This is a genomic window from Streptomyces sp. R-07, assembly GCF_049913175.1.
GTDB lineage: Bacteria > Actinomycetota > Actinomycetes > Streptomycetales > Streptomycetaceae > Streptomyces.
Map to the genome: position 1 here is coordinate 5,993,637 of NZ_CP183978.1, position 24,541 is coordinate 6,018,177.

A 24,541-nucleotide genomic window follows, 5' to 3' on the forward strand; every position below is an offset into this window, starting at 1 on the left:
GGCACCCCTGGATGCCCGCCCTGCGCTGAAAGTCCGAAATGTAGCGTTATCTTGCTGCGGTAGCGCCGCCCTGCCGCGGAGCGGTGTCACCTACCGCGAGAGAAGCGATGCTCCAGGCAATCGGACTGACCAGCACTCCCCGCCGCGATCGCCCGCCCGCCGTGGACGATCTCACCTTCGAGGCCCGGCCGGGTGCCGTGACCGCTCTCCTCGGCTCCCGGGGATCCGGCAAGACCACCACCCTCCGGCTCATGCTCGAACTCGAGCCGGGCCGTGGGATCACCTACTTCCGCGGCCGGCCGCTGCACCGCATCGCGCATCCCGCTCGCGAGGTCGGCGTGCTCCTCGGCGACGTCCCCGGACATCCTTCCCGCACGCTCCGGGGGCAGCTCCGGATGCTCGGCGCCGCCTCGGGAGTTCCCGCCGCGCGGGTCGAGGAGCTGGTGCGGACCGTGGGCCTCGCCGGCCTGGAGCGCCGGCGGATCGGCACCCTGCCGATCGGTGCGGACCGTCGACTCGGGCTTGCCTCAGCCCTGTTGGGCACGCCTCACACCCTGCTGCTCGACGAGCCGGCCGCGGGTCTCTCCGTACCCGAGAGCGGGTGGTTGTACGAACTGCTGCGCGCGCACGCCGCCGAGGGGGGAACCGTGCTGTACACGACGGACGACCCCAAGGACGCGGCCCGTAACGCCGACCGCGTCGTCACCCTCGACGGCGGCCGGCTCGTCGCGGACCAGGACGCCGTCGAGTTCGCCCGTACCCGGCTGCGTCCCCGGGTCGTCGTCCGGACCCCGCACGCCGCGCGCCTGGCCGCGGCCGTCACCCAGGAGGCCAGAGCCGCCCGCCGTCCCGTCGAGGTGGTCGCCGAGGGCGGCAACCGCCTGTACGTCTACGGGAGCGACTGCGCCGCCGTCGGCGACACCGCCTTCCGGCACGGCGTACCGATCCACCGGCTCGCCGACGAGAGAGGAGGCGACAGCCGCGCCGCTGCCGGTCGTGGCGGAAGTGGCACGGGGCCGGCGTCGCGTGCGCGGGAAGGCGAGGGGCCCGGGAACGCCGAGAGTCGTGCCGCCGCGTCAGCGCGCGCCGAGCAGCGCTCCGGGGAGACGGCCCGGGAGACCCCGGACAGGCCGCGAGGCGCCGCCCGGAAGCCCGCCCGCTCGCCCCTGCGCCCGCTGCGGTACGAGATCCGCCGACTGCTGGGCGTGCCGTCCACCCCGCTCGTCGCGGCCGCGGTCCTGCTCGCCTCCGTGACGCTCGCCCTGCTCCTCGGGCGCGGCGGCCGAGCCGAGCTGCCCGCCGTCCTGGCCGGCTGGCCGGCGATCTCCCCCCTGCCGCCCGCGGCCCTCGGCGCGGGGCTGCTCGGAGCCTTCTCCTTCGGCGAGGAGTACCGCTATCCCGCGCTCACCACAGGGCGCGGCGCCGTGCCCCGCAGGCCGGGCCTGCTGCTCGCGAAGCTCGCCGTGGCCGCGGTCGTCGCCCTCGTGCTCGGGGTGCTCGTCGTGGCGGTCGACCTGTCGGCCCTGAGGTTGGTCCACGGCGGCGGGTTGGTCCCCGTACCGAAGAACTGGCCGACGCTCTGCGCGAATTGGCTGGGGTTGGTCGTCGGCTGCGCGTGGGCCGGGGTGCTCGGCGCCGGGGTGTTCCGGGCCGCGGCGGCCGGAGTGGCGGCCGTGCTCGCGGTACCGGTCGCCTTCGTCCCACTGCTGCAGAAGGTGCTGACCGGGCCGTCGGTACGCTCCGCGGCCGGACTCCCGGCACGGCTGCGCGAGTTCGCCGGCCCGCAGTGGTCACCGGCTCTCGATCGGTGGCTGGCGGGGGTGCTGCGGGTGGTCGGTCAGCCCGCGGGGGTGGCGCTCTCGCTGACGTTGACAGGGTTGCTCTGCGCCTATGTGTTCACCGGCCTTCGCCGTAAGGCTCGTTGGTGATCACTTGCGGACCTAAAGCTTCCGCTTCTCGCTCAACTCCCCTGAAATCTGCCACAAATGTCCGATTAATCGTCAATTGTGTAGGGGGTGCCGATCACCCTTTCGTGTGCTTTTCACCAAAGACCTCAAGGGTCCCGGAAGCAACGCCGACAAAGGATGCGTGAGTACCCTTGCGCACACCATGATGACCGCCGCCCGCCCCGTCGACTCCGGCCTCGGCGCCCCGGGCGATCTCGACCGCTACCCCTACGCGGAGGCGCCCGCCGCCGGCCGCGTGGGCCCGCCCTCCTGGGAGGGGGTGGACACCGACCTGGGCCGCGTCGGCCGCCGGAGCGCCGGCAACCGGGGCCGCGGACTGCACGGGCAGCTCGTCCAGCAGCTCGGCCAGATGATCGTCTCCGGCGACCTCGGGGCCGACCGTCCGCTCGTCCCCGAGGAGATCGGCCAGCGGTTCGAGGTCTCGCGCACCGTCGTGCGTGAGTCGCTGCGCGTGCTGGAGGCGAAGGGGCTCGTCAGCGCCCGCCCGAACGTCGGTACGCGGGTCAGGCCCGTCAGCGACTGGAACCTCCTCGATCCCGACATCATCGAATGGCGCGCCTTCGGCCCGCAGCGCGACGACCAGCGCCGCGAGCTGAACGAGCTTCGGTGGACGATCGAGCCCCTGGCCGCCCGCCTCGCCGCGGGCCACGGTCGCGAGGACGTGCAGCAGCGCCTCGCCGACATGGTCGAGATCATGGGGCACGCGTTCGCCCAGGGCGACGGCGTCACCTTCTCCCGGGCCGACACGGAGTTCCACTCCCTCCTCATCCAGCTGGCCGGGAACCGCATGCTGGAGCACCTCTCCGGCATCGTCGGCGCCGCGCTCCAGGTCTCCGGCGGTCCCGTCACCGGCTGTGACCGCCCGAGCGAGGCCTGCCTGGCGCACCACGCCCGTATCGTGGACGCGCTCGCGGCCGGGGATGCCCACGGCGCCGAGAGCGCCATGCGACAGCTGCTCACGGTCCACCACGAGGTGGAGCGCGTCGTCCCCGCCCCTCGCGAACACTGATCCGCGGGCCGTGGCCGGGAGCGAGGCGCACGCACCGCGTGCCGCCGGGTCCGAGCACCATTCGGGGGCCCGAGAGGGTCTCCCCGGGTGGCGCCCGGGTTCCGGCGGCGCGAATGTGCTGTGATCGACCACTCTGGGTGTTTCGTCGCACATGAGGTGTGACTCGGGCCACGAAGATTGGGCGTAACACTCCTCCGAGCCGTGCGATGACCTAAGAGGTGACAGCCGAGGAAGGAATACAGCAGCCGATGGAGGCGCTGTGCAGTTCCCCGGTCCAGCCCGCGCCGTCGGCACATTCCCCGTCGACGGTCGTCGGCTCCAGCCCGATCCAGGGCGGGGCCGGAAGCCGTTTTCCATCGTTCCGAGAGGTTGTTCGTGTCGGCCAGCACATCCCGTACGCTCCCGCCGGAGATCGCCGAGTCCGAGTCTGTGATGGCGCTCATCGAGCGGGGAAAGGCTGATGGGCAGATCGCCGGCGATGACGTGCGTCGGGCCTTCGAAGCTGACCAGATTCCGCCAACCCAGTGGAAGAATGTTCTGCGCAGCCTCAATCAGATCCTCGAGGAAGAGGGTGTGACGCTGATGGTCAGTGCAGCGGAGTCGCCGAAGCGCGCCCGCAAGAGCGTCGCAGCGAAGAGCCCGGCCAAGCGCACCGCCACCAAGACCGTCACCGCCAGGACGACCGTGACGAAGACCACCGTCTCGGCCGCCACGGCCCCCACGGCCGAGGGCACCGACCCGGCCGACGAGGCCGGATCGACCGCCAAGAAGGCGGCCGCGAAGAAGACCGTCGCCAAGAAGGCGGTGGCCAAGAAGACCGTCGCCAAGAAGACGACGGCCAAGAAGACCGCGTCCAAGAAGGACGGCGACGAGATCGTCGAGGGCGAGGAGCTCATCGAGGACGTCGCGCCCGGCAAGGGTGAGGACGAGGAGACCGAGGGCGAGAACAAGGGCTTCGTCCTGTCCGACGAGGACGAGGACGACGCTCCGGCGCAGCAGGTCGCCGTCGCCGGTGCCACCGCCGACCCGGTCAAGGACTACCTGAAGCAGATCGGCAAGGTCCCGCTGCTCAACGCCGAGCAGGAGGTCGAGCTCGCCAAGCGCATCGAGGCCGGTCTGTTCGCCGAGGACAAGCTCGCGAACTCGGACAAGCTCGCCCCGAAGCTCAAGCGCGAGCTGGAGATCATCGCCGAGGACGGCCGCCGGGCCAAGAACCACCTCCTGGAGGCCAACCTCCGTCTGGTGGTCTCGCTGGCCAAGCGCTACACCGGCCGCGGCATGCTCTTCCTGGACCTGATCCAGGAGGGCAACCTGGGTCTGATCCGCGCGGTCGAGAAGTTCGACTACACCAAGGGCTACAAGTTCTCCACGTACGCCACCTGGTGGATCCGTCAGGCGATCACCCGCGCGATGGCCGACCAGGCCCGCACCATCCGTATCCCGGTGCACATGGTCGAGGTCATCAACAAGCTCGCGCGCGTCCAGCGCCAGATGCTCCAGGACCTGGGCCGTGAGCCCACCCCGGAGGAGCTGGCCAAGGAGCTCGACATGACCCCCGAGAAGGTCATCGAGGTCCAGAAGTACGGCCGTGAGCCGATCTCCCTCCACACCCCGCTGGGTGAGGACGGCGACAGCGAGTTCGGCGACCTCATCGAGGACTCCGAGGCGGTCGTGCCGGCCGACGCGGTCAGCTTCACGCTGCTCCAGGAGCAGCTGCACTCCGTTCTCGACACGCTCTCCGAGCGTGAGGCGGGCGTCGTCTCCATGCGCTTCGGCCTCACCGACGGTCAGCCGAAGACGCTGGACGAGATCGGCAAGGTCTACGGCGTGACGCGAGAGCGGATCCGTCAGATCGAGTCGAAGACGATGTCGAAGCTCCGTCACCCGTCGCGCTCGCAGGTCCTGCGCGACTACCTCGACTGATCCGTACGAGGTACGCAGCGGTACACGGAAGGGCCCGGTTCCCCGAGAGGGGGAGCCGGGCCCTCCGGCTTTGCGCGGGTGCACGGCGGGGGCGCGTGCTGGACGCTGGGTGAACCGACGTCACCCGAGAGTCAGGAGGCTCCATGCGTGGTTCCCTCACCCGAGCATTGACGGGTGCTCTGGGCCTGGTCGCCGCGGCCGCTGGGCAGCTCGCCACCGCCGCTCCCGTGGCCGCCGACAGCGTCGTGGTGGGCGGCCGGCCGGCCCAGATCACGGACGCGCCGTGGGTCGTGGCGCTGTCCAGCCGTGACCGGTTCGGGGGTACGCGCGCCGGGCAGTTCTGCGGGGGTGTGGTCGTCGCGCCGACCAAGGTGCTCACGGCGGCGCACTGCCTGGGGCGAGAGGTGCTCGGCGGCGAGCCGTGGGAGGTGCGCGACTTCGTGGTCATCGCGGGCCGTGCGGCGCTGCGCGGACAGGGCGGGCAGGAGGTCCGGATCTCCGACACCTGGGTGAACCCCGACTACGACCCCACGAGCAATTCGGGCGACCTGGCCGTGCTGACACTGGTGAGCGCGCTGCCGCAGTCGTACGTGATCGGCGTCGCCCGCTCGGGAGACGCGGCGGACGTGCCGGGGGCGGCGGCGGACGTCTACGGCTGGGGTGACACGACCGGCGACGGCGCCTACGCCTCCACGCTGCGGACGGCGCGGGTCCAGGTTCTGCCGGACACGGCGTGCGAGCGGGCGTACCCGGGCGGTTTCGGCGTCCGCTACCAGAGCGCGACGATGCTGTGCGCGGGTGACCAGCAGGGCGGAAAGGACGCGTGCCAGGGCGACAGCGGGGGCCCGCTGGTGGCCAAGGGTCTTCTCGTCGGACTCGTGTCCTGGGGCAGCGGCTGCGGGCAGGCGGAGAACCCAGGCGTCTACACGCGCGTCTCGGCGGTGCTTCCGGCGCGCTTCTGAGCCGCGGCTCGAAGGGCCGGATACGAGAGCGGGCGGTCACCCCTCGAACACGGGGTGACCGCCCGTCGTCCGGTCAGCGACCGGCCCTGGGCTCGTCGTGGATGGCGTCAGGCGTGGTCTTCGCCCATCGTGCGGGCCGGCACGTCCGTCAGCCGGTCCGTCTCATCCTGTATCTCAACGGCGATCTTCTTGAGTTCCGGCTCGAACTTACGTCCGTGGTGGGCGCAGAAGAGCAAGTCACCTCCGCTGGTCAGAACGACGCGCAGGTATGCCTGGGCGCCGCAGCGGTCGCAACGGTCAGCGGCCGTCAGGGGGCTCGCGGGGGTCAGAACAGTAGTCACGTCGCCTCTTCTCTAGCTCGACGAGCTGTCGTACCAGGGTCAACATCCAACCAGGCCGAAAACGTTCCCGCTCGTGGCTTTTCCTCGAAACTTCTTACCAAGGTGGCTGTCTGCTGCCGGTTGGCGGCGAATGAGCCGTATTGCGTCGCACTACGGATTTCGCGTTGCTTGTGTCGGTTAGCCCTCCCGGCGTGGTTGCCGGTTGTTCATGAGGACGTGCCCGGAGCCTAAATGGTTCATGCCTGGAAGGGAACGTGATGTTCACGTCACCCCATCGAGGGATCGAACATCCATACGACACTGGACTAGCATGAGCAATCGGGGAGGGTGGCGTTACAACGGCTCTACCAGGCATCGGTACCCTCTGAGCGGTGACCGACGCCGGGCCTTACCCCACCGGGCCAGATTTCAAATTCAGCGAGGAGCGAACCGCGTGACCGCCGAGACGTCCGTGCCGTCCAGTGCGCTGCTGACCGCAGACCGTGACGGTTCCAACTACACCGCGCGGCACCTGCTCGTACTGGAAGGGCTCGAAGCGGTCCGCAAGCGCCCCGGTATGTACATCGGGTCCACCGACAGCCGCGGCCTGATGCACTGCATCTGGGAGATCATCGACAACTCGGTCGACGAGGCCCTCGGCGGCTACTGCGACCACATCGAGGTCATCCTCCACGACGACGGCTCCGTCGAGGTCCAGGACAACGGCCGCGGCATCCCTGTCGACGTCGAGCCGAAGACCGGCCTCTCCGGCGTCGAGGTCGTCATGACCAAGCTGCACGCCGGCGGAAAGTTCGGCGGCGGGTCGTACGCGGCGTCCGGTGGCCTGCACGGCGTCGGCGCCTCCGTGGTCAACGCCCTGTCGGCCCGCCTCGACGTCGAGGTCGACCGGAACAGCGCGATCCACTCGATCTCCTTCCGCCGCGGTGTCCCGGGCATCTTCACCGAGCAGGGCCCCGACAGCCCCTTCGACCCGGCGAACGGCCTGGTCAAGGGCAAGCGCGTCCCCAAGACCCGCACCGGCACGCGCATCCGTTACTGGGCGGACCGGCAGATCTTCCTCAAGGACGCCAAGCTCTCCCTGGAGACGCTCCACCAGCGCGCCCGCCAGACCGCCTTCCTCGTGCCGGGCCTCACCATCGTCGTCCGCGACGAGCGGGACCTGGCCGGTATCGGCAAGAGCGAGGAGACCTTCCGCTTCGACGGGGGCATCAGCGAGTTCTGCGAGTACCTCGCGCAGGACAAGGCCGTCTGCGACATCCAGCGCCTCACCGGACAGGGCACCTTCAAGGAGACCGTCCCGGTTCTCGACGACCGCGGCCACATGACCCCGACCGAGGTCACCCGTGAGCTCGCCGTCGACATCGCCCTGCGCTGGGGCACCGGCTACGACACCAACGTCAAGTCCTTCGTCAACATCATCGCCACCCCCAAGGGCGGCACCCACGTCTCCGGCTTCGAGCAGGCCATCACCAAGACGGTGAACGAGGTGCTGCGCTCGGCCAAGATGCTGCGCGTCGCCGAGGACGACATCGTCAAGGACGACGCCCTGGAAGGCCTCACGGCCGTCGTGACGGTCCGCCTCGCCGAGCCGCAGTTCGAGGGGCAGACGAAGGAGATCCTCGGCACCTCAGCCGCCCGCCGGATCGTGGCGAACGTGGTGGCCAAGGAGCTCAAGGCCTTCCTCACCTCCACCAAGCGGGACGCCAAGGCGCAGGCCCGCGCCGTGCTGGAGAAGGCCGTCGCCGCGGCGCGGACCCGGATCGCGGCCCGGCAGCACAAGGACGCTCAGCGCAGGAAGACGGCGCTCGAGTCCTCCTCGCTGCCGGCCAAGCTGGCGGACTGCCGCAGTGACGACGTGGAGCGCAGCGAGCTCTTCATCGTCGAGGGAGACTCGGCCCTGGGCACGGCCAAGCTCGCCCGGAACAGCGAGTTCCAGGCCCTGCTGCCGATCCGTGGCAAGATCCTCAACGTCCAGAAGTCGTCCGTCTCGGACATGCTCAAGAACGCCGAGTGCGGGGCGATCATCCAGGTCATAGGAGCGGGCTCGGGCCGCACCTTCGACATCGACGCCGCGCGCTACGGGAAGATCGTCCTCCTGGTCGACGCCGACGTCGACGGCGCCCACATCCGCTGCCTGCTGCTGACGCTCTTCCAGCGGTACATGCGGCCCATGGTCGAGTCCGGACGTGTCTTCGCCGCGGTGCCGCCGCTGCACCGGATCGAACTCGTCCAGCCCAAGAAGGGCCAGGACAAGTACGTCTACACGTACTCGGACAACGAGCTGCGGCAGACCCTCCTGGAGTTCCAGCGCAAGGGGGTCCGTTACAAGGACGCCATCCAGCGCTACAAGGGTCTGGGCGAGATGGACGCCGACCAGCTCGCGGAGACCACGATGGACCCGCGCCACCGCACCCTGCGCCGGATCAACATCGGCGACCTGGACGCGGCGGAGCAGGTCTTCGACCTCCTCATGGGCAATGACGTGGCACCCCGCAAGGAGTTCATCACCGGCTCCGCGGCGACCCTCGACCGCTCGCGCATCGACGCCTGAGGCACTCCACCCGTGGGTGGAGCCACACGCTCCACCCACGGGCCGATCCCACCGTCGCTGACTCTCCGTAACATGGAAGTGTCGGAGGGGGACGGACATGGGCGAGAAGCGCGATCGAGGATTCGCGAGGACGCGTACGAGGACGCGTTCGAGGGTGAGCGAACCGGCAGGGGCGAGCGGAGGGGTGGCGCAGGGGCCCACCTGGCGCTCCTGGCCCTCTCGGGAGGCGCTCACCCGTGTCGGAGTGCCCCGCGGGCGGATCGTCCTCGACCACACCATGATCGCGGGCCTGAGCGTCCTGGTGGTGACCGGCTGCTACACCTCGGGTGCGTTCGACGGCTGGTTCGCGCCGCTGCCCCCGCTGGGGTTCGGGCTCTGCGTCGTGGCGGCGCTGCGGTATCACCACACGACCCTCGACCATCGCCTGGCGGCCTCGCTGGGACTCCTCGTGGTGATCACGCTCTGCGGCCTCGGGGCCTACGCGGCCGGTGCGCCGACACCCGCGACGGTGATCTGGATCGTCGTCGCGGTCATGGCGATGGAGCGGCTGCCGCTCCCCATGGGGCTGGCCACCGTGGCGGTTCTCGTGGCCGGGTTCGTGGAGGCCGACGAGACCGGGATCGTCGGGGCCGGTGTCACCACGGCGGCCGTGCTGCTCGCCGGCTACTCCCTCCGGCTCGACGCCGAGGCGCGCGGGGCCGGATTCCAGCTGCTCGCCCAGGAACGGCTCGCCCGGGAGGCCGAGGCCGCCTCGGCGGCGCTCGCCGAGCGGGCCAGGATCGCGCGCGAGATACATGACGTGCTCGCCCACAGCCTCTCCGCGCAGATGGTGCACCTGGAGGTCGCACGGCTCCAGATCGAGGCCGGGGCGGACAGCGCGGAGATCCTCAAGCTCGTGACCTCGGCCCGTTCCATGGCCAGGGAGGGCCTCGCCGAGACCCGTCACGCACTCTCGGCCCTGCGCGGGGACATGGCGCCGGTCGAGGACTATCTGCGGGAGCTGGCGCGCGAGGACCGCGCCGAGGTCGACGTCACCGGCGAGCGCCGGGACCTGCCCGCCGAGGCCTCGCAGGCGGTGCGGCGGGTCGCGCAGGAGGCCCTCACCAATGTCCGCAAGCACGCCCCGGGCGCCCGGACCAGGATCCGGTTCGCGTACGGGACGGAAGAGATCTCCCTGGAGATATGCGACTCCGGGCCGCCCCGGACGGACGAAGCCGCGCGGGCGGGGGCGGGGCTGAAGTCCTCGGGCTCCGGGTACGGGCTGCTCGGTATGAGAGAGAGGGCCGAACTCCTCGGCGGCAGCCTGGACGCGGGGCCCGAGGGCACCGGGTTCACGGTGCGACTGCGGGTGCCGGCATGAGCGCCGCGGACGGCGACCGCGTCGCGCGGGTCGTCGTCGCCGACGACCAGGCCGTCGTGCGTGAGGGGATCGTGATGCTGCTCGGCCTGCTGCCCGGGATCGAGGTCGTCGGGGCGGCCCGGGACGGGGAGGAGGCGGTCGCGCTCACCGCCGAGCTCGGTCCCGACGTCGTCCTGATGGATCTGCGGATGCCCCGCTGCGACGGCGTCGAGGCCACCCGCCGGATCCGCGACCGGCACCCCGGGACGGAGGTCGTCGTGCTCACCACCTACGCCGACGACGACTCGCTGTTCCCGGCGCTGCGGGCCGGGGCGCGCGGGTACCTCACCAAGGACGCAGGCGGGGCTGAGATCGAGCGGGCCGTGCGGGATGTGATCGACGGGCGGGCCGGGCTCTCGCCCTCCGTGCAGCGGCGGCTGTTGGAGCGGCTGCTCGACCGGGACGAGCGGTCCGAACGACCCGGCCCCGAGCCCGGACCGGTGACGGGCGGTGCGACCGGGGCGCCCCCGGGGACTTCGGACACCTCACCCGCCTATGCCGACGGTCTGACCGAGCGGGAGACGGAGGTGCTCGTGCTGGTCGCGGACGGGCTGTCCAATCCGGAGATCGCCGGGCGGCTGCGGATCTCCACGGCCACGGTGAAGACGCACATCAACAACCTCTTCGCCAAGACCGGGGTGCGTGATCGGGCCCAAGCCGTGCGGTACGCATATCAGCACGGTCTGGTCAGGGCGCCTGGGAGGAGAGTCACCTGATGGGGTGAAGTGAGGGAGGAGAAGAGTCCGGGATCTTCCCGCTCTGTCCATCCTTGGGCACGCGGCCGAAACGGTTCGCTGACAAGGAGAGTTGGCCGGTGGAGCAGGTGGACAAGCAGGAAGGGCGCGACGCTTCGGCGATGGCGGTCGACGACCCCTGGTACGACGCGACGGCCTCCGGTTGGGGCGAGGAAGCGGCGGCCGGGGCGCCCGGTGACGGCCGGCCCGACGCGGTGCCGCGGCAGCGGGTCCACAGTGCGGCGGAGATCTATCTGGAAGTGCAGCGGAGCCCCGCCTTCCAGGAAGTGCGCGGCCGCTACCGCCGGTTCGTCTTCCCGGCCACCCTGGCGTTCCTCCTGTGGTACCTCGCCTATGTGGTGGCGGCGACCGCCGCACCCGGGCTCATGGCCCGGCCGGTGGCCGGAGCGGTGAACGTGGCGATGGTCGCGGGGCTCGGGCAGTTCCTCACCACCTTCCTGCTGACCTGGGCGTACACGCGCCACGCGCGGCTGCGCCGGGACCGGGCCGCGCTGGAACTGCGCTGGGACACACAGGAGATGACCCGAGGGGTGGTGCAGCCGTGACCGGAGACCATCAGACCCTGGCGCTCCTGCTGTTCAGCGTGTTCGTCGCGGTCACCCTGGGGATCACCACCTGGGTGAGCCGCCACCGCCAGGGTTCGGCGGAGGAGTTCTACGCCGGAGGGCGGCTGTTCTCGCCGTTGGAGAACGGATTCGCCATCGCCGGGGACTACATGTCCGCGGCCTCCTTCCTCGGCATCTCCGGGCTCATCGCGCTCTACGGCTACGACGGCATGCTGTACTCCGTCGGCTTCCTCGTCGCCTGGCTGGTCGTGCTCCTGCTGGTCGCCGAACTGGTCCGCAACTGCGGGCGGTTCACGCTGGCCGACGTCGTCGCCGCGCGGATGGCGGAGAGGCCGGTGCGGATCGCCGCCGGGACGTCCTCCGTGGCCGTCTCCGTGCTGTACCTCGTGGCCCAGATGGTGGGGGCCGGGAGCCTGGTGGCGCTGCTGCTCGGCGGTTCCAGCGAGGCGGCGCGCTCGTGGACGGTGATCGGCGTGGGCGCGCTGATGGTGATCTACGTGTCGCTCGGCGGCATGCGGGCCACCACCTGGATCCAGATCGTCAAGGCGGTCCTGCTCATGGCCGGCACGATCGCGCTCACCGTCCTCGTCCTGCTCCGATTCCACGGCGATGTGAACAGCCTGCTCTCCACCGCGGCCGACCGCAGCGGGCACGGCCTGGGATTCCTCGCGCCCGGGCTGCGCTACGGCGGCGACTGGACGGCCCGACTCGACTTCATCAGCCTCGGACTCGCCCTCGTCCTGGGCACCGCGGGCCTGCCGCACATCCTGTCGCGGTTCTACACCGTGCCGACCGCCCGGGCCGCCCGCCGCTCCGTCGTCTGGTCCATCGGGCTCATCGGCAGCTTCTACCTGATGACCATCGTGCTCGGCTTCGGCGCGGCCGCGCTGATCGGCCCCGACGAGGTGCGCGCTTCCAACGCCTCCGGGAACACCGCCGTACCGCTGCTCGCCCTCGACCTCGGCGGGGGCGCGGGCTCCACCGGCGGTACGGTGCTCTTCGCGATCGTCGCCGCCGTCGCCTTCGCGACGATCCTCGCCGTCGTCGCGGGGATCACGCTGGCCTCCTCGGCCTCCGTCGCCCACGACCTGTACAGCTCACTGCGCCGCCGGCACGCGAAGCAGTACAGCGAGGTGACCGTGGCCCGGGTCGCCGCCGCGGGGATCGGGGCGGCCGCCATCGGCCTCGGGCTGCTCGCCCGCGACCTCAACGTCGCCTTCCTCGTCGGCCTGGCCTTCGCCGTCGCGGCCTCCGCCAATCTGCCGGTGCTGCTCTACTCGCTGTTCTGGCGGAAGTTCACCACCCGGGGTGCGGTCTGGGCGGTGTACGGCGGCCTGATCCCCGCGGTGCTGCTCGTCCTCGTCTCCCCGGTCGTCTCCGGCAGCCCGGAATCACTCTTCCCGGGCGTCGACTTCCACCTCTTCCCGCTGCAGAACCCCGGAGTGGTCTCCATCCCGCTCGGCTTCCTGGCCGGGTGGATCGGTACGGTCACCTCGACCGAGCCGCCCGACGAGGCCCGGCACGCCGAGACCGAGGTGCGGGCCCTGACGGGCGCGGGCGCCGTCTGACCGTCCCGCGCGGAGCGTCAGCCGCCGGACGGCGAGCTCGCCCAGGCGTACCGGTGCTCGGGGCGGCCCGTCTCGCCGTACCGGAGGGAGAGGCGCACCCGGCCGGTGCGTTCCAGGAGCTTGAGGTAGCGCTGCGCGGTCTGGCGGCTGACGCCGGCCCGCTCGGCGATCTCCTGGGCGGACAGCGGGCCGTCGGCCGCGAGGAGTACCTGCCGGACCAGCTCGGCCGTGGTGGGGGAGTGGCCCTTGGGCAGGTCGGGGGCGACGGCGCCCGCCGACAGGACTCCGAAGATCCGGTCCACCTCGGCCTGCTCCGCCTCGCCGCCGCTCTCCAGGGTGCGGCGGAGCGTCGCGTAGGCCTCCAGCTTGGCGCGGAGCCCGGCGAAGTTGAACGGCTTGACCAGGTACTGGAGCGCGCCGTGTCGCATCGCCGACTGCACGGTGGCCACGTCGCGGGCCGCCGTCACCATGATCACGTCGCACTGGTGGCCGCGCGCGCGGAGTTCCCGTACCGCCGCCAGTCCGTTCTCGTCGGGCAGGTAGTGGTCCAGGAGGATCAGATCCACCGGGTGTGCGTCCAGGGCGGCCAGGGCCTCGGCGGTGGAGTGGGCGGTGGCGACGACCCGGAAGCCGGGCACCTTGGCGACGTAGGCGGCGTTGATCCGCGCGACCAGCACGTCGTCGTCGACCACGAGCACGTCGATCATCGCGCCTCCTCGGCCGGCTCGGGTGCGGCGGCCCGCGGCTCGGTCAGGGCGTCCGGGAGGACCACCGTGAACTCGGCGCCGCCCCCGGGACCGCCGGCCACCTCGGCGGTGCCGCCCCGGCGCTCGGCGAGCCGGCGCACCAGGGCGAGCCCGAGCCCGCGCTTCCCGTGGGAAGGCAGCTCCTTCGTCGTCCAGCCCTCGGTGAAGATCAGCTCGCGGCGCTCCTCCGGGACCCCCGGGCCGCTGTCCGAGACCCGCAGCACCACCGTACGGCCCTGGGCGCGGAAGGAGACCTCGATGCGGGCGCCGGGGGTGCCGGCGACGGCGTCCAGGGCGTTGTCGACCAGGTTGCCGACGACGGTGACCAGCTCGCGCGGGTCGACGAGCCGGTCCGGCAGCAGGGAGTCGGGCGCGAGCCGCAGCGAGACGCCGCGCTCGGCGGCGACGGCCGCCTTCCCGACCAGGAGCGCGGCGAGGAGCGGGTCGTGGACCTTCTCCGTGACCTGCTCGGCGGTGGCCCGGTGCACGCCGACCACCTCCGTGACGAACTCGACCGCCTCCTCGTGCATCTCCAGCTCCAGGAGCCCGAGGAGGGTGTGCAGCCGGTTGGCGTGCTCGTGGTCCTGGGCGCGCAGCGCGTCGATCAGGCCCCGGGTGGAGTCCAGCTCGCGGCCGAGGCGTTCCAGCTCGGTGCGGTCGCGGAGGGTCGCCACCGCGCCGCCGTCGTCCGTGGGCATCCGGTTGGCGATCAGCACCCGGTGTCCCCGGACGGTGAGCAGGTCCTCGCCGGTGACCCGGCCCGCGAGGACGTCGGCGGTACGGCCCCCGCCGAGGACCTCGTCCAGCGGCCGGCCCGCCGCCTCGGGGCCGAGGCCGAGGAGCCGCTGGGCCTCGTCGTTCATGAGCCGCACGGAGCCGTTGCGGTCCAGGGCCACGACGCCTTCCCGGATGCCGTGCAGCATGGCCTCGCGTTCGGCGAGCAGCGCGGAGATGTCGGAGAAGGCCAGGTCGTGGGTCTGCCGCTGGAGCCGCCGGGAGATCAGGTACGCGGCGAGCGCCCCGGCCGCGAGCGCGCCGCCCGCGTAGGCGAGGAGCCCCGGGATGGCGGCGAGGAGCCGGTCGCGGACGCTGTCGTACTCGATGCCGACGGAGACCGCGCCGACGATCCGCCCGTCGGCGTCCCGCAGCGGCACCTTGCCGCGTGCCGAGCGGCCCAGGGTGCCGCTGTCGATCTCCATCACCTCGTGCCCGGCGAGGGCCGTGCTGGGGTCGGTGGAGACGAGCCTGCCGATCTGGGCGGGGTCGGTGTGCGACCAGCGCACTCCGTGCGTGTCCATGACCACGACGTACTCGGCTCCCGTGGAGGCCCGGATCCGCTCCGCCTCCGTCTGGACCGGGCCCCGCGCGGACGGCCGGCTGCCGGTGAGGTCCGCCGCGAGCCGGGGCGACGCGGTGGTCCCGGCGATGGCCAGGGCACGGCGCATGGCCTGGTCGTCGAGCTGGGCGCTGAGCGGGGCGAGGAAGAGCCCGGTGGCGAGGACGGTCACACCGGTCGCGATGGCCAGCTGCATCAGCAGGACCTGCGAGAACACCCGCTGCGGCCACCCGAACCGTCGACGGCGCGCGCGGGGGCGCGGGGGGCCGGTCTGTGCGGGGGTCATGCCGGAAACGGTAGACGGCCGCGGCCGGTGACCGGAAATGGTGACGGAACGGGCGCCTATTCTGGGGGTTTCCCGCGGCTCCCACGGCCGCGTGATCCCAAGGAACCGGAGGCACGTCCCTTGACCACGCAGCAGATCCCCGTCGTCGTCCTGGCCGGGTTTCTCGGGGCGGGGAAGACCACGCTCCTGAACCACCTGCTGCGCAGCGCCCGGGGCACCCGCATCGGAGTCATGGTCAACGACTTCGGCGACATCGGCATCGACGCGATGACCGTCGCGGGCCAGGTCGGCTCCACCGTCTCCCTCGGCAACGGCTGCCTCTGCTGCGCCGTCGACGCCGGCGAGCTCGACGAGTACCTGGAGGTCCTGACCCGGCCCGAGTCCCGGCTCGACGTGATCGTGATCGAGGCGAGCGGGCTGGCGGAGCCGGAGGAGCTGGTCCGCATGGTGCTCGCCAGCGAGAACGAGCGGGTCGTGTACGGAGGGCTGGTCCAGGTCGTCGACGCGGCCGAGTTCGCGGCCACGCGGCAGCGGCACCCCGGGACCGACCGGCACCTCTCCCTCGCCGACCTCGTCGTCGTCAACAAGGCCGACCGGGTGCCCGCGGACGAGCTGCGGAGCGTGCGGGACACGGTGGCCGGGCTCGCCGGACGCGCCGCAGTGGTCGAGGCCTCCCACGGGCGGGTCGATCCGGAGCTGCTCTTCGACCGGGTCGTACAGGAGGGCGAGATCGAGGGCCAGATGTCGATCGAGGACATCCTGTACGGCTCCGAGGACGGCGGCCACGCCCATCCGCACGCGGCCTACGAGACCCTCTCGGTGACGGCCTCGACGCCCCTGCACCCGCGCCGGCTCATGGCCTTCCTCGACTCGCGCCCCGAGGGCCTCTACCGGATCAAGGGCTTCGTCGACCTCGGCCCCGCCGACCCGGCCAACCGCTACACCGTGCACGCGGTCGGCCGCTTCCTGCGCTTCTACCCCGAGCCCTGGCCGGCCGGCGAGGAGCGCCTCACCCAGCTCGTCCTGATCGGCTCCGGCGTCGACGCGGCCGGACTGCGCAAGGAACTCGCCTCCTGTGAGCTGAACGGCCCGCAGGACACCCCGGACGAGCCGAGCATGTGGGGCGTCCTGCGGTACGTGCAGCGGACGGAGGAGGGGCCGGAGGAGTCCTAGGACTCCTCCGACCCCGATCCACCGGACGAGGCCTAACCCGCCGGGCTCGCCACCACGTCGACCGGCTTCGGCAGCGGAGTGCCCGAGCCGTCGCGGCGGGGGTCGATCTCCGGCAGCGTCACCGGGGTGCCGGTCTTCTGCGCGGCGCGGGCCGGGGTGGCGCCCGCCCAGGCCAGGATCAGGACGTCTTCGCCCTTCAGGAAGCGCTGGCAGCGGACGCCGCCGGTCGCGCGGCCCTTGCGCGGGTACTGGTCGAAGGGGGTCAGCTTCGCCGACGTACCCGTCGACGAGTCCAGGGTGCCCGTGGAGCCCGCGACGGTGAAGACGACGGCGTCCGCCGCCGGGTCGACCGCCGTGAACGAGATCACCTCGGCGCCCGCGGTGAGCTTGACGCCCGCCATGCCGCCCGCCGGGCGGCCCTGCGGCCGTACCTGCGAGGCCTGGTAGCGCAGCAACTGGGCGTCGGAGGTGATGAAGACCAGGTCCTCCTCGCCCGTCCGCAGCTCCGTCGCGCCCACGATCCGGTCACCGTCCTTGAGGGTGATGACCTCCAGCTCGTCCTTGTTCGCCGGATAGTCCGGCACCACGCGCTTGACCACGCCCTGCAGCGTGCCGAGGGCGAGGCCCGGCGAGGACTCGTCCAGCGTGGTCAGGCAGACCACCGTCTCGTCCCCCTCCAGGGTGAGGAACTCCGACAGTGGTGCGCCGCCCGCCAGGTTCGGGGCGCTCGCCGTGTCCGGAAGCTGCGGCAGGTCGATCACCGCGACCCGCAGCAGCCGGCCGGCCGAGGTCACCGCGCCGACGTCACCGCGCTGGGTCGCCGCCACCGCCGACACGATCACGTCGTGCTTGACGCGCGCCGCGTCCGGGTCCACCGCGGGCAGCTCCGCCGTCGCCGTACGGGCGAGGAGGCCGGTCGAGGAGAGCAGCACCCGGCACGGGTCGTCCGCGACCTCCAGGGACACGGCCGCGACGGGCGCGCCCGCCGACTCCAGCAGGACCGTGCGCCGGTCCGTGGCGAACTTCTTGGCGACCGCCGCCAGTTCCGCCGAGACCAGCTTGCGCAGCTCCGCGTCGGAGTCGAGGATGCCGGTCAGCTCGTCGATCTCGCCGTTGAGACGGTCGCGCTCGCTCTCCAGTTCAAGCCGGTCGAATTTGGTGAGGCGGCGCAGCGGGGTGTCCAGGATGTACTGCGTCTGGATCTCGCTCAGCGAGAAGCGCTCCATCAGGCGCTCCTTGGCCTGGGCGGAGTTCTCGCTCTCCCGGATGAGCCGGATGACCTCGTCGATGTCGAGCAGCGCGACGAGGAGGCCGTCGACCAGGTGGAGCCGGTCGCGCTTCTTGGTGCGGCGGAACTCGGAGCGGCGCCGGACGACCTCGAAGCGGTGGTCGAGGTAGACCTCCAGGAGCTCCTTGAGGCCGAGGGTGAGCGGCTGTCCGTCGACCAGCGCCACGTTGTTGATGCCGAAGGACTCCTCCATCGGCGTCAGCTTGTAGAGCTGCTCCAGGACGGCCTCGGGCACGAAGCCGTTCTTGATCTCGATGACCAGGCGCAGACCGTGGCTGCGGTCGGTGAGGTCCTTGACGTCCGCGATGCCCTGGAGCTTCTTGGAGCCGACCAGGTCCTTGATCTTGGAGATGACCTTCTCGGGGCCGACCGTGAAGGGCAGCTCGGTCACGACGATGCCCTTGCGGCGCGCCGTCACCGTCTCCACGCTCGTCGTGGCGCGGATCTTGAAGGAGCCGCGGCCCGACTCGTACGCGTCCTTGATGCCGGAGAGGCCGACGATCCGGCCGCCGGTGGGCAGGTCGGGGCCGGGCACGAAACGCATCAGCGTCTCGAGGTCTGCGTTCGGGTGGCGGATCAGGTGGCGGGCGGCCGCGATGACCTCGCCGAGGTTGTGCGGGGGCATGTTCGTCGCCATGCCGACCGCGATGCCCGAGGCGCCGTTGACCAGCAGGTTCGGGTAGGCGGCGGGGAGCGCGACCGGCTCCTGCTCCTGGCCGTCGTAGTTCGGCGTGAAGTCGACCGTGTCCTCGTCGATGGACTCGGTCATGAGCAGCGCGGCCGGCGCCATCCGCGACTCGGTGTACCGCATGGCGGCCGGCGGGTCGTCGTTGCCCAGGGAACCGAAGTTGCCGTGGCCGTCGACGAGGGGGAGGCGCATGGAGAAGGGCTGCGCCATGCGGACCATCGCGTCGTAGATCGACGCGTCGCCGTGCGGGTGGAGCTTGCCCATCACCTCGCCGACGACACGGGCGCACTTGACGAAGCCGCGGTCGGGCCGCAGCCCCATCTCGCCCATCTGGAAGACGATGCGGCGCTGGACGGGCTTCATTCCGTCGCGGGCGTCCGGCAGGGCGCGCGAGTAGATCACCGAGTACGCGTACTCGAGGAAGGAGCCCTGCATCTCGTCGACGACGTCGATGTCGAGGATTCGCTCCTCGAACGCGTCGTCCGGCGGCGGTGTCTTCGTGCTGCGGCGGGCCATCGCGGCTGCGGCTCCTTCACCAACAAGGTTGATCTGACGCGGACCATTGTGGACCGTGCCACCGACAACGCCGACCGCGACCCGGACGAGGGACATCACGAAGGGTCGGGAACTTCGCCAGGTGTCGGCGCGCTTGCATACAGTGGCAGGACTTTTTCACATCGCGATCGAAGGGACGTACATGCCCATGGGTCACACGGCCACGGCCGAGGCCGGCTCCGGCGGCCTGACAGCGACCGAGCACCGGTTGGCGAACGGCCTGCGCGTGGTGCTCTCGGAGGACCACCTGACCCCGGTCGCCGCGGTCTGCCTCTGGTACGACGTCGGCTCGCGTCACGAGGTCAAGGGCCGCACGGGCCTCGCCCACCTCTTCGAGCACCTGATGTTCCAGGGCTCGAAGCAGGTGCACGGGAACGGCCACTTCGAGCTGGTGCAGGGCGCCGGCGGCTCGCTCAACGGCACCACGAGCTTCGAGCGCACCAACTACTTCGAGACCATGCCCACGCACCAGCTGGAGCTCGCGCTCTGGCTGGAGGCCGACCGCATGGGCTCGCTGCTCGCCGCCCTGGACGACGAGTCCATGGAGAACCAGCGGGACGTCGTCAAGAACGAGCGCCGCCAGCGCTACGACAACGTGCCGTACGGCACGGCCTTCGAGAAGCTGACCGCCCTCGCCTACCCGGCGGGCCACCCGTACCACCACACGCCGATCGGCTCCATGGCCGACCTGGACGCGGCCACCCTGGAGGACGCGCGGAACTTCTTCCGCACGTACTACGCCCCGAACAACGCGGTGCTGTCCGTCGTCGGCGACATCGACCCGGCGCAGACGCTCGCCTGGGTCGAGAAGTACTTCGGCTCCATCCCCGCCCACGACGGCAAGCCCCAGCCGCGTTCCGGCGACCTGCCCGAGGTCATCGGCGAGCAGCTGCGCGAGGTCGTCGAGGAGGAGGTCCCGGCGCGCGCGCTGATGGCCGCCTACCGGCTGCCGCACGACGGCACGCGCGAGTGCGACGCCGCCGACCTGGCCCTGACGGTCCTGGGCGGCGGGGAGTCCTCCCGCCTGCACAACCGCCTGGTCCGCCGTGACCGCACGGCCGTCGCCGCCGGCTTCGGCCTGCTGCGGCTCGCCGGGGCGCCCTCGCTGGGCTGGCTGGACGTCAAGACCTCCGGAGGCGTCGAGGTCCCGCAGATCGAGGCGGCCGTCGACGAGGAGCTCGCCCGGTTCGCCGCCGAGGGCCCCACGCCCGAGGAGATGGAGCGCGCGCAGGCCCAGCTGGAGCGCGAGTGGCTGGACCGGCTCGGCACCGTCGCGGGCCGCGCGGACGAACTGTGCCGGTTCGCCGTGCTGTTCGGCGACCCGCAGCTCGCCCTCACCGCCGTCGACCGGGTCCTCGACATCACCGCCGAGGAGGTGCAGGCGGTCGCCGCGGCCAAGCTGCGCCCCGACAACCGCGCGGTGCTCGTCTACGAGCCCCTGGCGAGCGAGCAGAGCGACGACGCCGACGGCGATGACGACGAAGAGGGAGCGGACCAGTGACCGACGCTGCCGTGTCTTTGACGAGCATGGACTTCCACCCGCAGCCGGCGCCCGGCGCCGCCAGGCCCTGGGCCTTCCCGGCCCCGGACCGCGGGAAGCTGGACAACGGCCTGACCCTGCTCACCAGCCACCGCCCCGGCCAGCAGGTCGTCGCCGTGGAGATCTTCCTGCCGGCCCCGCTGGACGCCGAGCCCGCCGGTCTCGACGGTGTCGCCACCATCATGGCCCGCGCGCTCTCCGAGGGCACCGACCAGCGCAGCGCCGAGGAGTTCGCGGCCGAGCTGGAGCGCTGCGGCGCCACGCTCGACGCGCACGCCGACCACCCGGGCGTACGGGTCTCCCTGGAGGTTCCGGTCTCCCGGCTGCCCAAGGCGCTCGGCCTGATCTCCGAGGCCCTGATCGCCCCGGCGTTCCTGGACACCGAGATCGAGCGCCTGGTGCGCAACCGTCTCGACGAGATCCCGCACGAGACGGCCAACCCGGCCCGTCGCGCGGCCAAGCAGCTCTCCAAGGAGCTGTTCCCGGCCGAGTCGCGGATGTCCCGGCCGCGCCAGGGCACCGAGGAGACCGTCGCCGCGATCGACGCCGCGGCCGTCCGCGCCTTCTACGAGGCGTACGTCCGGCCCGCCACGGCCACCGCCGTGGTCGTCGGCGACCTGACCGGCGTCGACCTCGACAAGGTCCTCGCCGAGACGCTGGGCGCCTGGACGGGTGAGCCGGCCGAGCCGCTCCCGATGCCGCCGATCACCGCCGACGACACCGGACGGGTCGTCATCGTGGACCGTCCCGGCGCCGTTCAGACGCAGCTGCTGATCGGCCGCATCGGCGCCGACCGGCACGACCGCGTCTGGCCGGCCCAGGTCCTCGGCACGTACTGCCTCGGCGGCACCCTGACCTCGCGTCTGGACCGGGTCCTGCGCGAGGAGAAGGGCTACACGTACGGCGTGCGGGCCTTCGGCCAGGTGCTCCGCTCCGACGCCGGGGGGAACGGCGCCGCGATGCTCGCCATCAGCGGATCCGTCGACACCCCCAACACGGGCCCGGCACTTGAGGACCTGTGGAAGGTGCTGCGCACCCTCGCCGCGGAGGGCCTCACCGACGCCGAGCGGGAGACGGCCGTGCAGAACCTGGTGGGGGTGGCGCCGCTCAAGTACGAGACGGCCGCCTCCGTGGCCGGGACGCTCTCCGACCAGGTGGAGCAGCACCTTCCGGACGACTTCCAGGCCCAGTTGTACGCGCGCCTGGCCGAGACCGGCACGGTCGAGGCGACGGCCGCCGTGGTCAACGCCTTCCCGGTGGACCGGCTCGTGACCGTCCTGGTCGGCGACGCGGCGCAGATCGCGGACCCGGTGCGCGCGCTCGGCATCGGTGAAGTGACCGTCGTGACGGGCTGATTCCGGCCCCTGACGCGACAACGGCAGGACCCCGACGGCATAGTTCGTCGGGGTCCTCCGCTTTGTCCGTATTGGGGGCAAGGGTGCTTGAATGCCCTGTGGCATGTCTTACAAAAGGCGTGTCTGGTTGGTGATTGAAAGACGATCCGCATAGCGTCGGTGCGGCTGTTCGTCAGTTGCACGTGCCGCAGCCGCGGCATCGGACAGTCATCGCCGAGTCCCCGTCAGGCGCGAGCCTGGGGAGCCGGGGACCCACACGTAGTCCCTGGGGTGAATCGGGCGCCTTCGTCTCGTACGGAGGGGCTCGTAGGAGACCTTCCTGCTCCGAACCCGTCAGCTAACCCGGTAGGCGAGAAGGAAGGAAAGGATCAGCCCCTACATGGCGTTCACCCGTGCCACCGGGAAGCATCGTGGTCCGAGCCGGATGGCGCGCCGCAGCGTGGGCATCGCCGGCGTCGCGACGCTGGCCACCACCGGCGTCATCGGAACCCTCGCCTCCCCGGCGCTCGCCGCCGACACGGACAACCGCTCCGTCGAGGACACCGGCCTCATCCAGGTGATCAACGAGGACTCCCTCGTGGACCGGATCAACGCCCAGGCCGCCGCCCAGGAGCAGGAGGCCGTCGAGGCCATCGCCAAGGCGAAGGCCAAGGCCGAGGCGAAGCGCAAGGCCGAGGCCCGCGCCAAGGAGATCCGGGTGGAGCGCGAGCGCGCCGCCCGCGAGGCCGAGCGCCGCCGTCTGGCCTCCTTCCAGCTCCCCGTCGCCGGCTCGTACGTCTCCACCGGCTACAAGACCGGCGGCTCGCTCTGGTCCTCCGGCAGCCACTCCGGCATCGACTTCCACGCCGCCTACGGCACCCGGGTCGTCTCCGTCGGCTCCGGCACCGTCGTCGAGGCCGGCTGGGGCGGCGCGTACGGCAACAACATCGTCATCCGGATGAACGACGGCACGTACACCCAGTACGGGCACCTCTCCTCCCTCGGGGTCTACGTCGGTCAGACCGTCGAGCCGGGCCAGCAGATAGGCATCTCGGGCTCCTCCGGCAACTCCACCGGCCCGCACCTCCACTTCGAGGCCCGCACGAGCCCCGAGTACGGCTCGGACATCAACCCGATCACGTACCTCCGCGCCCGCGGCGTCTCCGTCTGACCCGCACCTCCGCCGCACACCGCGTCGCAAAAGCCCCGGCTCGTACTGAGCCGGGGCTTTTCGCTGACCAAAAGACGTCCATGGATTCCGCCGGGGCATCGGAAATTCCGGCGCGCTGCAATAGAGTCGAAGATCGGGCGCAGAACAGGCGCCGCTCGAATTGTCTCGCGCGGACCAAGGCGGAGGTCGGACATGCGCATTCCCGCGCATTCGGTATGCACGGCGATCCGGGACGACATCGTCTCCGGCGTGTTCGAGCAGGGAGGGCGGCTGACCGAGGAGCAGCTCGCCCGCCGGTACGGGGTCTCCCGGGTCCCGGTCCGCGAGGCGCTGCGCACCCTGGAGTCCGAGGGCTTCGTCGTCACCCGCCGCCACGCGGGCGCCCAGGTCGCCGAGCCGACCGAGCAGGAGGCGGCCGACCTGCTCGACATGCGGGCGCTGCTCGAACCGCTCGGGGCCGCGCGGGCCGCGCAGCGGCGCACGGAGGCGCACCTCAAGGTGCTGCGCGGCCTGGTCAGGCTGGGGCAGGAGCGGGCCAGGCGCGGCCAGGGCGAGGATCTGCGCTCGCTCGGCGGCTGGTTCCACGAGACCCTCGCGCAGGCCTCCGGGAGCCCGGCCCTGACCGCGCTCCTCACCCAGCTGCGGCACAAGATCGCCTGGACGTACGTGATCGAGCAGCCCGCCCAGCCGGTGGAGGCCTGGGCCGAGCACGGCGCGATCGTGGACGCCGTGGCCCGCGGCGACGCCGAACGGGCGAGGGCGCTGACCGCGCTGCACGCGGAACGCTCGCTGTCGCTGCACCGGCTCAAAAGGCCGGAGCCCGGCCGTGTGAGGGTTTCGCAACACGCAGTCAACACGGCGAGTGCCCGGAATTAACGCGCACACCGTATACAAAGAACAGGCATTCCGGCCGGGCTATTCGTGCTGCCTGTATATATCGTGCTGCCCGAAAGCGGAGTCCGGGGAAAAGCGAATGGCCGTGGTCGCCGGAATTCCGGCGACCACGGCCATTCGTCGTACGGGGGGCCGGGGTCAGACGGTCTCGGGGAGCTCGTCCAGGCCCTCGGCGACCAGCTTCGCCAGGCGGTCGAGCGCGATCTCGGCGCCGTCGGCCTCCGAAGCGAGAACGATCTCCTCGCCGCCCTGAGCGCCCAGGCCGAGCACCGCGAGCATGGAGGCGGCGTTCACGGGGGTGCCGTCGGACTTGGCGATCGTCACCGGCACGCCGGAGGCCGTGGCGGCACGGACGAAGATGGACGCGGGGCGGGCGTGCAGGCCCTCGGCCCAGCCGACGTTGACGCGGCGCTCAGCCATGGTGTTGCCCTTCAAGTCTCAAGCGGGTTGTCTAGACCAGTCTCTCACGGGTCGCGCGGTGCTCGCGCC

General features: G+C 71.5%; 19 protein-coding genes and 1 riboswitch. Of the genes, 14 read left to right on the forward strand and 5 right to left on the reverse strand.

What is annotated here, in order from left to right; genetic code table 11:
• Positions 1 to 107 precede the first annotated feature (107 nt).
• The 4 genes from ACN9M0_RS27580 (at position 108) to ACN9M0_RS27595 (ending at position 5,861) form a co-directional block, all read left to right on the forward strand.
• Positions 108 to 1,928, forward strand: coding sequence for an ATP-binding cassette domain-containing protein (locus ACN9M0_RS27580; RefSeq protein WP_426404364.1), 1,821 nt, complete (start codon positions 108 to 110; stop codon positions 1,926 to 1,928).
• 160 nt (positions 1,929 to 2,088) lie between these two features.
• Entirely contained in the window at positions 2,089 to 2,976 is an 888-nt protein-coding gene (locus ACN9M0_RS27585) for a FadR/GntR family transcriptional regulator (protein ID WP_366038536.1), read from the forward strand.
• Between the two features lie 375 nt (positions 2,977 to 3,351).
• A complete protein-coding gene (locus ACN9M0_RS27590) occupies positions 3,352 to 4,899 on the forward strand; it encodes an RNA polymerase sigma factor (RefSeq protein WP_366038537.1) in 1,548 nt (515 codons plus the stop codon).
• A 143-nt stretch (positions 4,900 to 5,042) separates the two neighbouring features.
• Entirely contained in the window at positions 5,043 to 5,861 is an 819-nt protein-coding gene (locus ACN9M0_RS27595) for a S1 family serine peptidase (RefSeq protein WP_366038538.1), read from the forward strand.
• A 107-nt stretch (positions 5,862 to 5,968) separates the two neighbouring features.
• Here the strand turns inward: ACN9M0_RS27595 and ACN9M0_RS27600 are convergent, their stop codons facing one another.
• The gene (locus ACN9M0_RS27600; RefSeq protein ID WP_030687247.1) at positions 5,969 to 6,202 is read right to left on the reverse strand and encodes a DUF7455 domain-containing protein; all 234 of its coding nucleotides are present in this window, start codon (positions 6,200 to 6,202) and stop codon (positions 5,969 to 5,971) included.
• Between the two features lie 433 nt (positions 6,203 to 6,635).
• Between ACN9M0_RS27600 and ACN9M0_RS27605 the strand changes: the two genes are divergently transcribed.
• The 5 genes from ACN9M0_RS27605 (at position 6,636) to ACN9M0_RS27625 (ending at position 13,041) form a co-directional block, all read left to right on the forward strand.
• Positions 6,636 to 8,753, forward strand: coding sequence for a DNA gyrase/topoisomerase IV subunit B (locus ACN9M0_RS27605; RefSeq protein WP_366038539.1), 2,118 nt, complete (start codon positions 6,636 to 6,638; stop codon positions 8,751 to 8,753).
• Positions 8,754 to 8,850: 97 nt separating this feature from the next.
• Positions 8,851 to 10,113, forward strand: a complete 1,263-nt coding sequence (locus ACN9M0_RS27610; RefSeq protein ID WP_399698864.1) for a sensor histidine kinase — start codon at positions 8,851 to 8,853, stop codon at positions 10,111 to 10,113.
• Positions 10,110 to 10,868 carry a response regulator gene (locus tag ACN9M0_RS27615; RefSeq protein WP_426404365.1) on the forward strand — a complete coding sequence of 253 codons (759 nt, stop codon included), beginning with the start codon at positions 10,110 to 10,112 and terminating at the stop codon, positions 10,866 to 10,868. Before ACN9M0_RS27610 ends, ACN9M0_RS27615 begins: the two co-directional genes overlap by 4 nt.
• Positions 10,869 to 11,008: 140 nt before the next feature.
• Positions 11,009 to 11,452: a DUF485 domain-containing protein gene (locus ACN9M0_RS27620; protein WP_366038556.1), complete on the forward strand. Its 444-nt coding sequence runs from the start codon at positions 11,009 to 11,011 to the stop codon at positions 11,450 to 11,452.
• Positions 11,449 to 13,041, forward strand: coding sequence for a cation acetate symporter (locus tag ACN9M0_RS27625; protein WP_399698866.1), 1,593 nt, complete (start codon positions 11,449 to 11,451; stop codon positions 13,039 to 13,041). The genes ACN9M0_RS27620 and ACN9M0_RS27625 overlap by 4 nt, the downstream gene beginning before the upstream one ends.
• Positions 13,042 to 13,058: 17 nt before the next feature.
• Here ACN9M0_RS27625 and ACN9M0_RS27630 read toward each other — a convergent pair whose 3' ends face one another.
• Positions 13,059 to 13,748, reverse strand: a complete 690-nt coding sequence (locus ACN9M0_RS27630; protein ID WP_366038543.1) for a DUF7342 family protein — start codon at positions 13,746 to 13,748, stop codon at positions 13,059 to 13,061.
• Complete coding sequence (locus tag ACN9M0_RS27635; RefSeq protein ID WP_366038544.1) at positions 13,745 to 15,409, reverse strand: sensor histidine kinase; 1,665 nt, start codon at positions 15,407 to 15,409, stop codon at positions 13,745 to 13,747. Before ACN9M0_RS27635 ends, ACN9M0_RS27630 begins: the two co-directional genes overlap by 4 nt.
• 120 nt (positions 15,410 to 15,529) lie before the next feature.
• Here ACN9M0_RS27635 and ACN9M0_RS27640 point away from each other — a divergent pair, with 120 nt between their 5' ends.
• Positions 15,530 to 16,582 carry a CobW family GTP-binding protein gene (locus ACN9M0_RS27640; protein ID WP_426404366.1) on the forward strand — a complete coding sequence of 351 codons (1,053 nt, stop codon included), beginning with the start codon at positions 15,530 to 15,532 and terminating at the stop codon, positions 16,580 to 16,582.
• Between the two features lie 32 nt (positions 16,583 to 16,614).
• On the opposite strand, the gene ACN9M0_RS27645 is transcribed toward ACN9M0_RS27640, so the two are convergent.
• On the reverse strand, positions 16,615 to 19,074 hold the full coding sequence (locus ACN9M0_RS27645) for a DNA gyrase/topoisomerase IV subunit A (RefSeq protein ID WP_426404367.1): 2,460 nt from the start codon (positions 19,072 to 19,074) through the stop codon (positions 16,615 to 16,617).
• Between the two features lie 181 nt (positions 19,075 to 19,255).
• Here ACN9M0_RS27645 and ACN9M0_RS27650 point away from each other — a divergent pair, with 181 nt between their 5' ends.
• The 4 genes from ACN9M0_RS27650 to ACN9M0_RS27665 all read left to right on the forward strand — a co-directional run bounded on the left by ACN9M0_RS27650 (position 19,256) and on the right by ACN9M0_RS27665 (position 24,034).
• The gene (locus tag ACN9M0_RS27650; RefSeq protein WP_366038547.1) at positions 19,256 to 20,614 is read left to right on the forward strand and encodes a M16 family metallopeptidase; all 1,359 of its coding nucleotides are present in this window, start codon (positions 19,256 to 19,258) and stop codon (positions 20,612 to 20,614) included.
• Positions 20,611 to 22,008, forward strand: a complete 1,398-nt coding sequence (locus tag ACN9M0_RS27655; RefSeq protein WP_366038548.1) for a M16 family metallopeptidase — start codon at positions 20,611 to 20,613, stop codon at positions 22,006 to 22,008. Before ACN9M0_RS27650 ends, ACN9M0_RS27655 begins: the two co-directional genes overlap by 4 nt.
• Positions 22,009 to 22,209: 201 nt before the next feature.
• Positions 22,210 to 22,375: riboswitch (cyclic di-AMP (ydaO/yuaA leader) on the forward strand.
• 12 nt (positions 22,376 to 22,387) lie between these two features.
• A complete protein-coding gene (locus ACN9M0_RS27660; RefSeq protein WP_366038549.1) occupies positions 22,388 to 23,158 on the forward strand; it encodes a M23 family metallopeptidase in 771 nt (256 codons plus the stop codon).
• Positions 23,159 to 23,350: 192 nt separating this feature from the next.
• Positions 23,351 to 24,034 carry a GntR family transcriptional regulator gene (locus ACN9M0_RS27665; protein ID WP_366038550.1) on the forward strand — a complete coding sequence of 228 codons (684 nt, stop codon included), beginning with the start codon at positions 23,351 to 23,353 and terminating at the stop codon, positions 24,032 to 24,034.
• 156 nt (positions 24,035 to 24,190) lie between these two features.
• Here ACN9M0_RS27665 and ACN9M0_RS27670 read toward each other — a convergent pair whose 3' ends face one another.
• A complete protein-coding gene (locus tag ACN9M0_RS27670) occupies positions 24,191 to 24,472 on the reverse strand; it encodes an HPr family phosphocarrier protein (RefSeq protein WP_267046286.1) in 282 nt (93 codons plus the stop codon).
• Between the last annotated feature and the right edge of the window lie 69 nt (positions 24,473 to 24,541).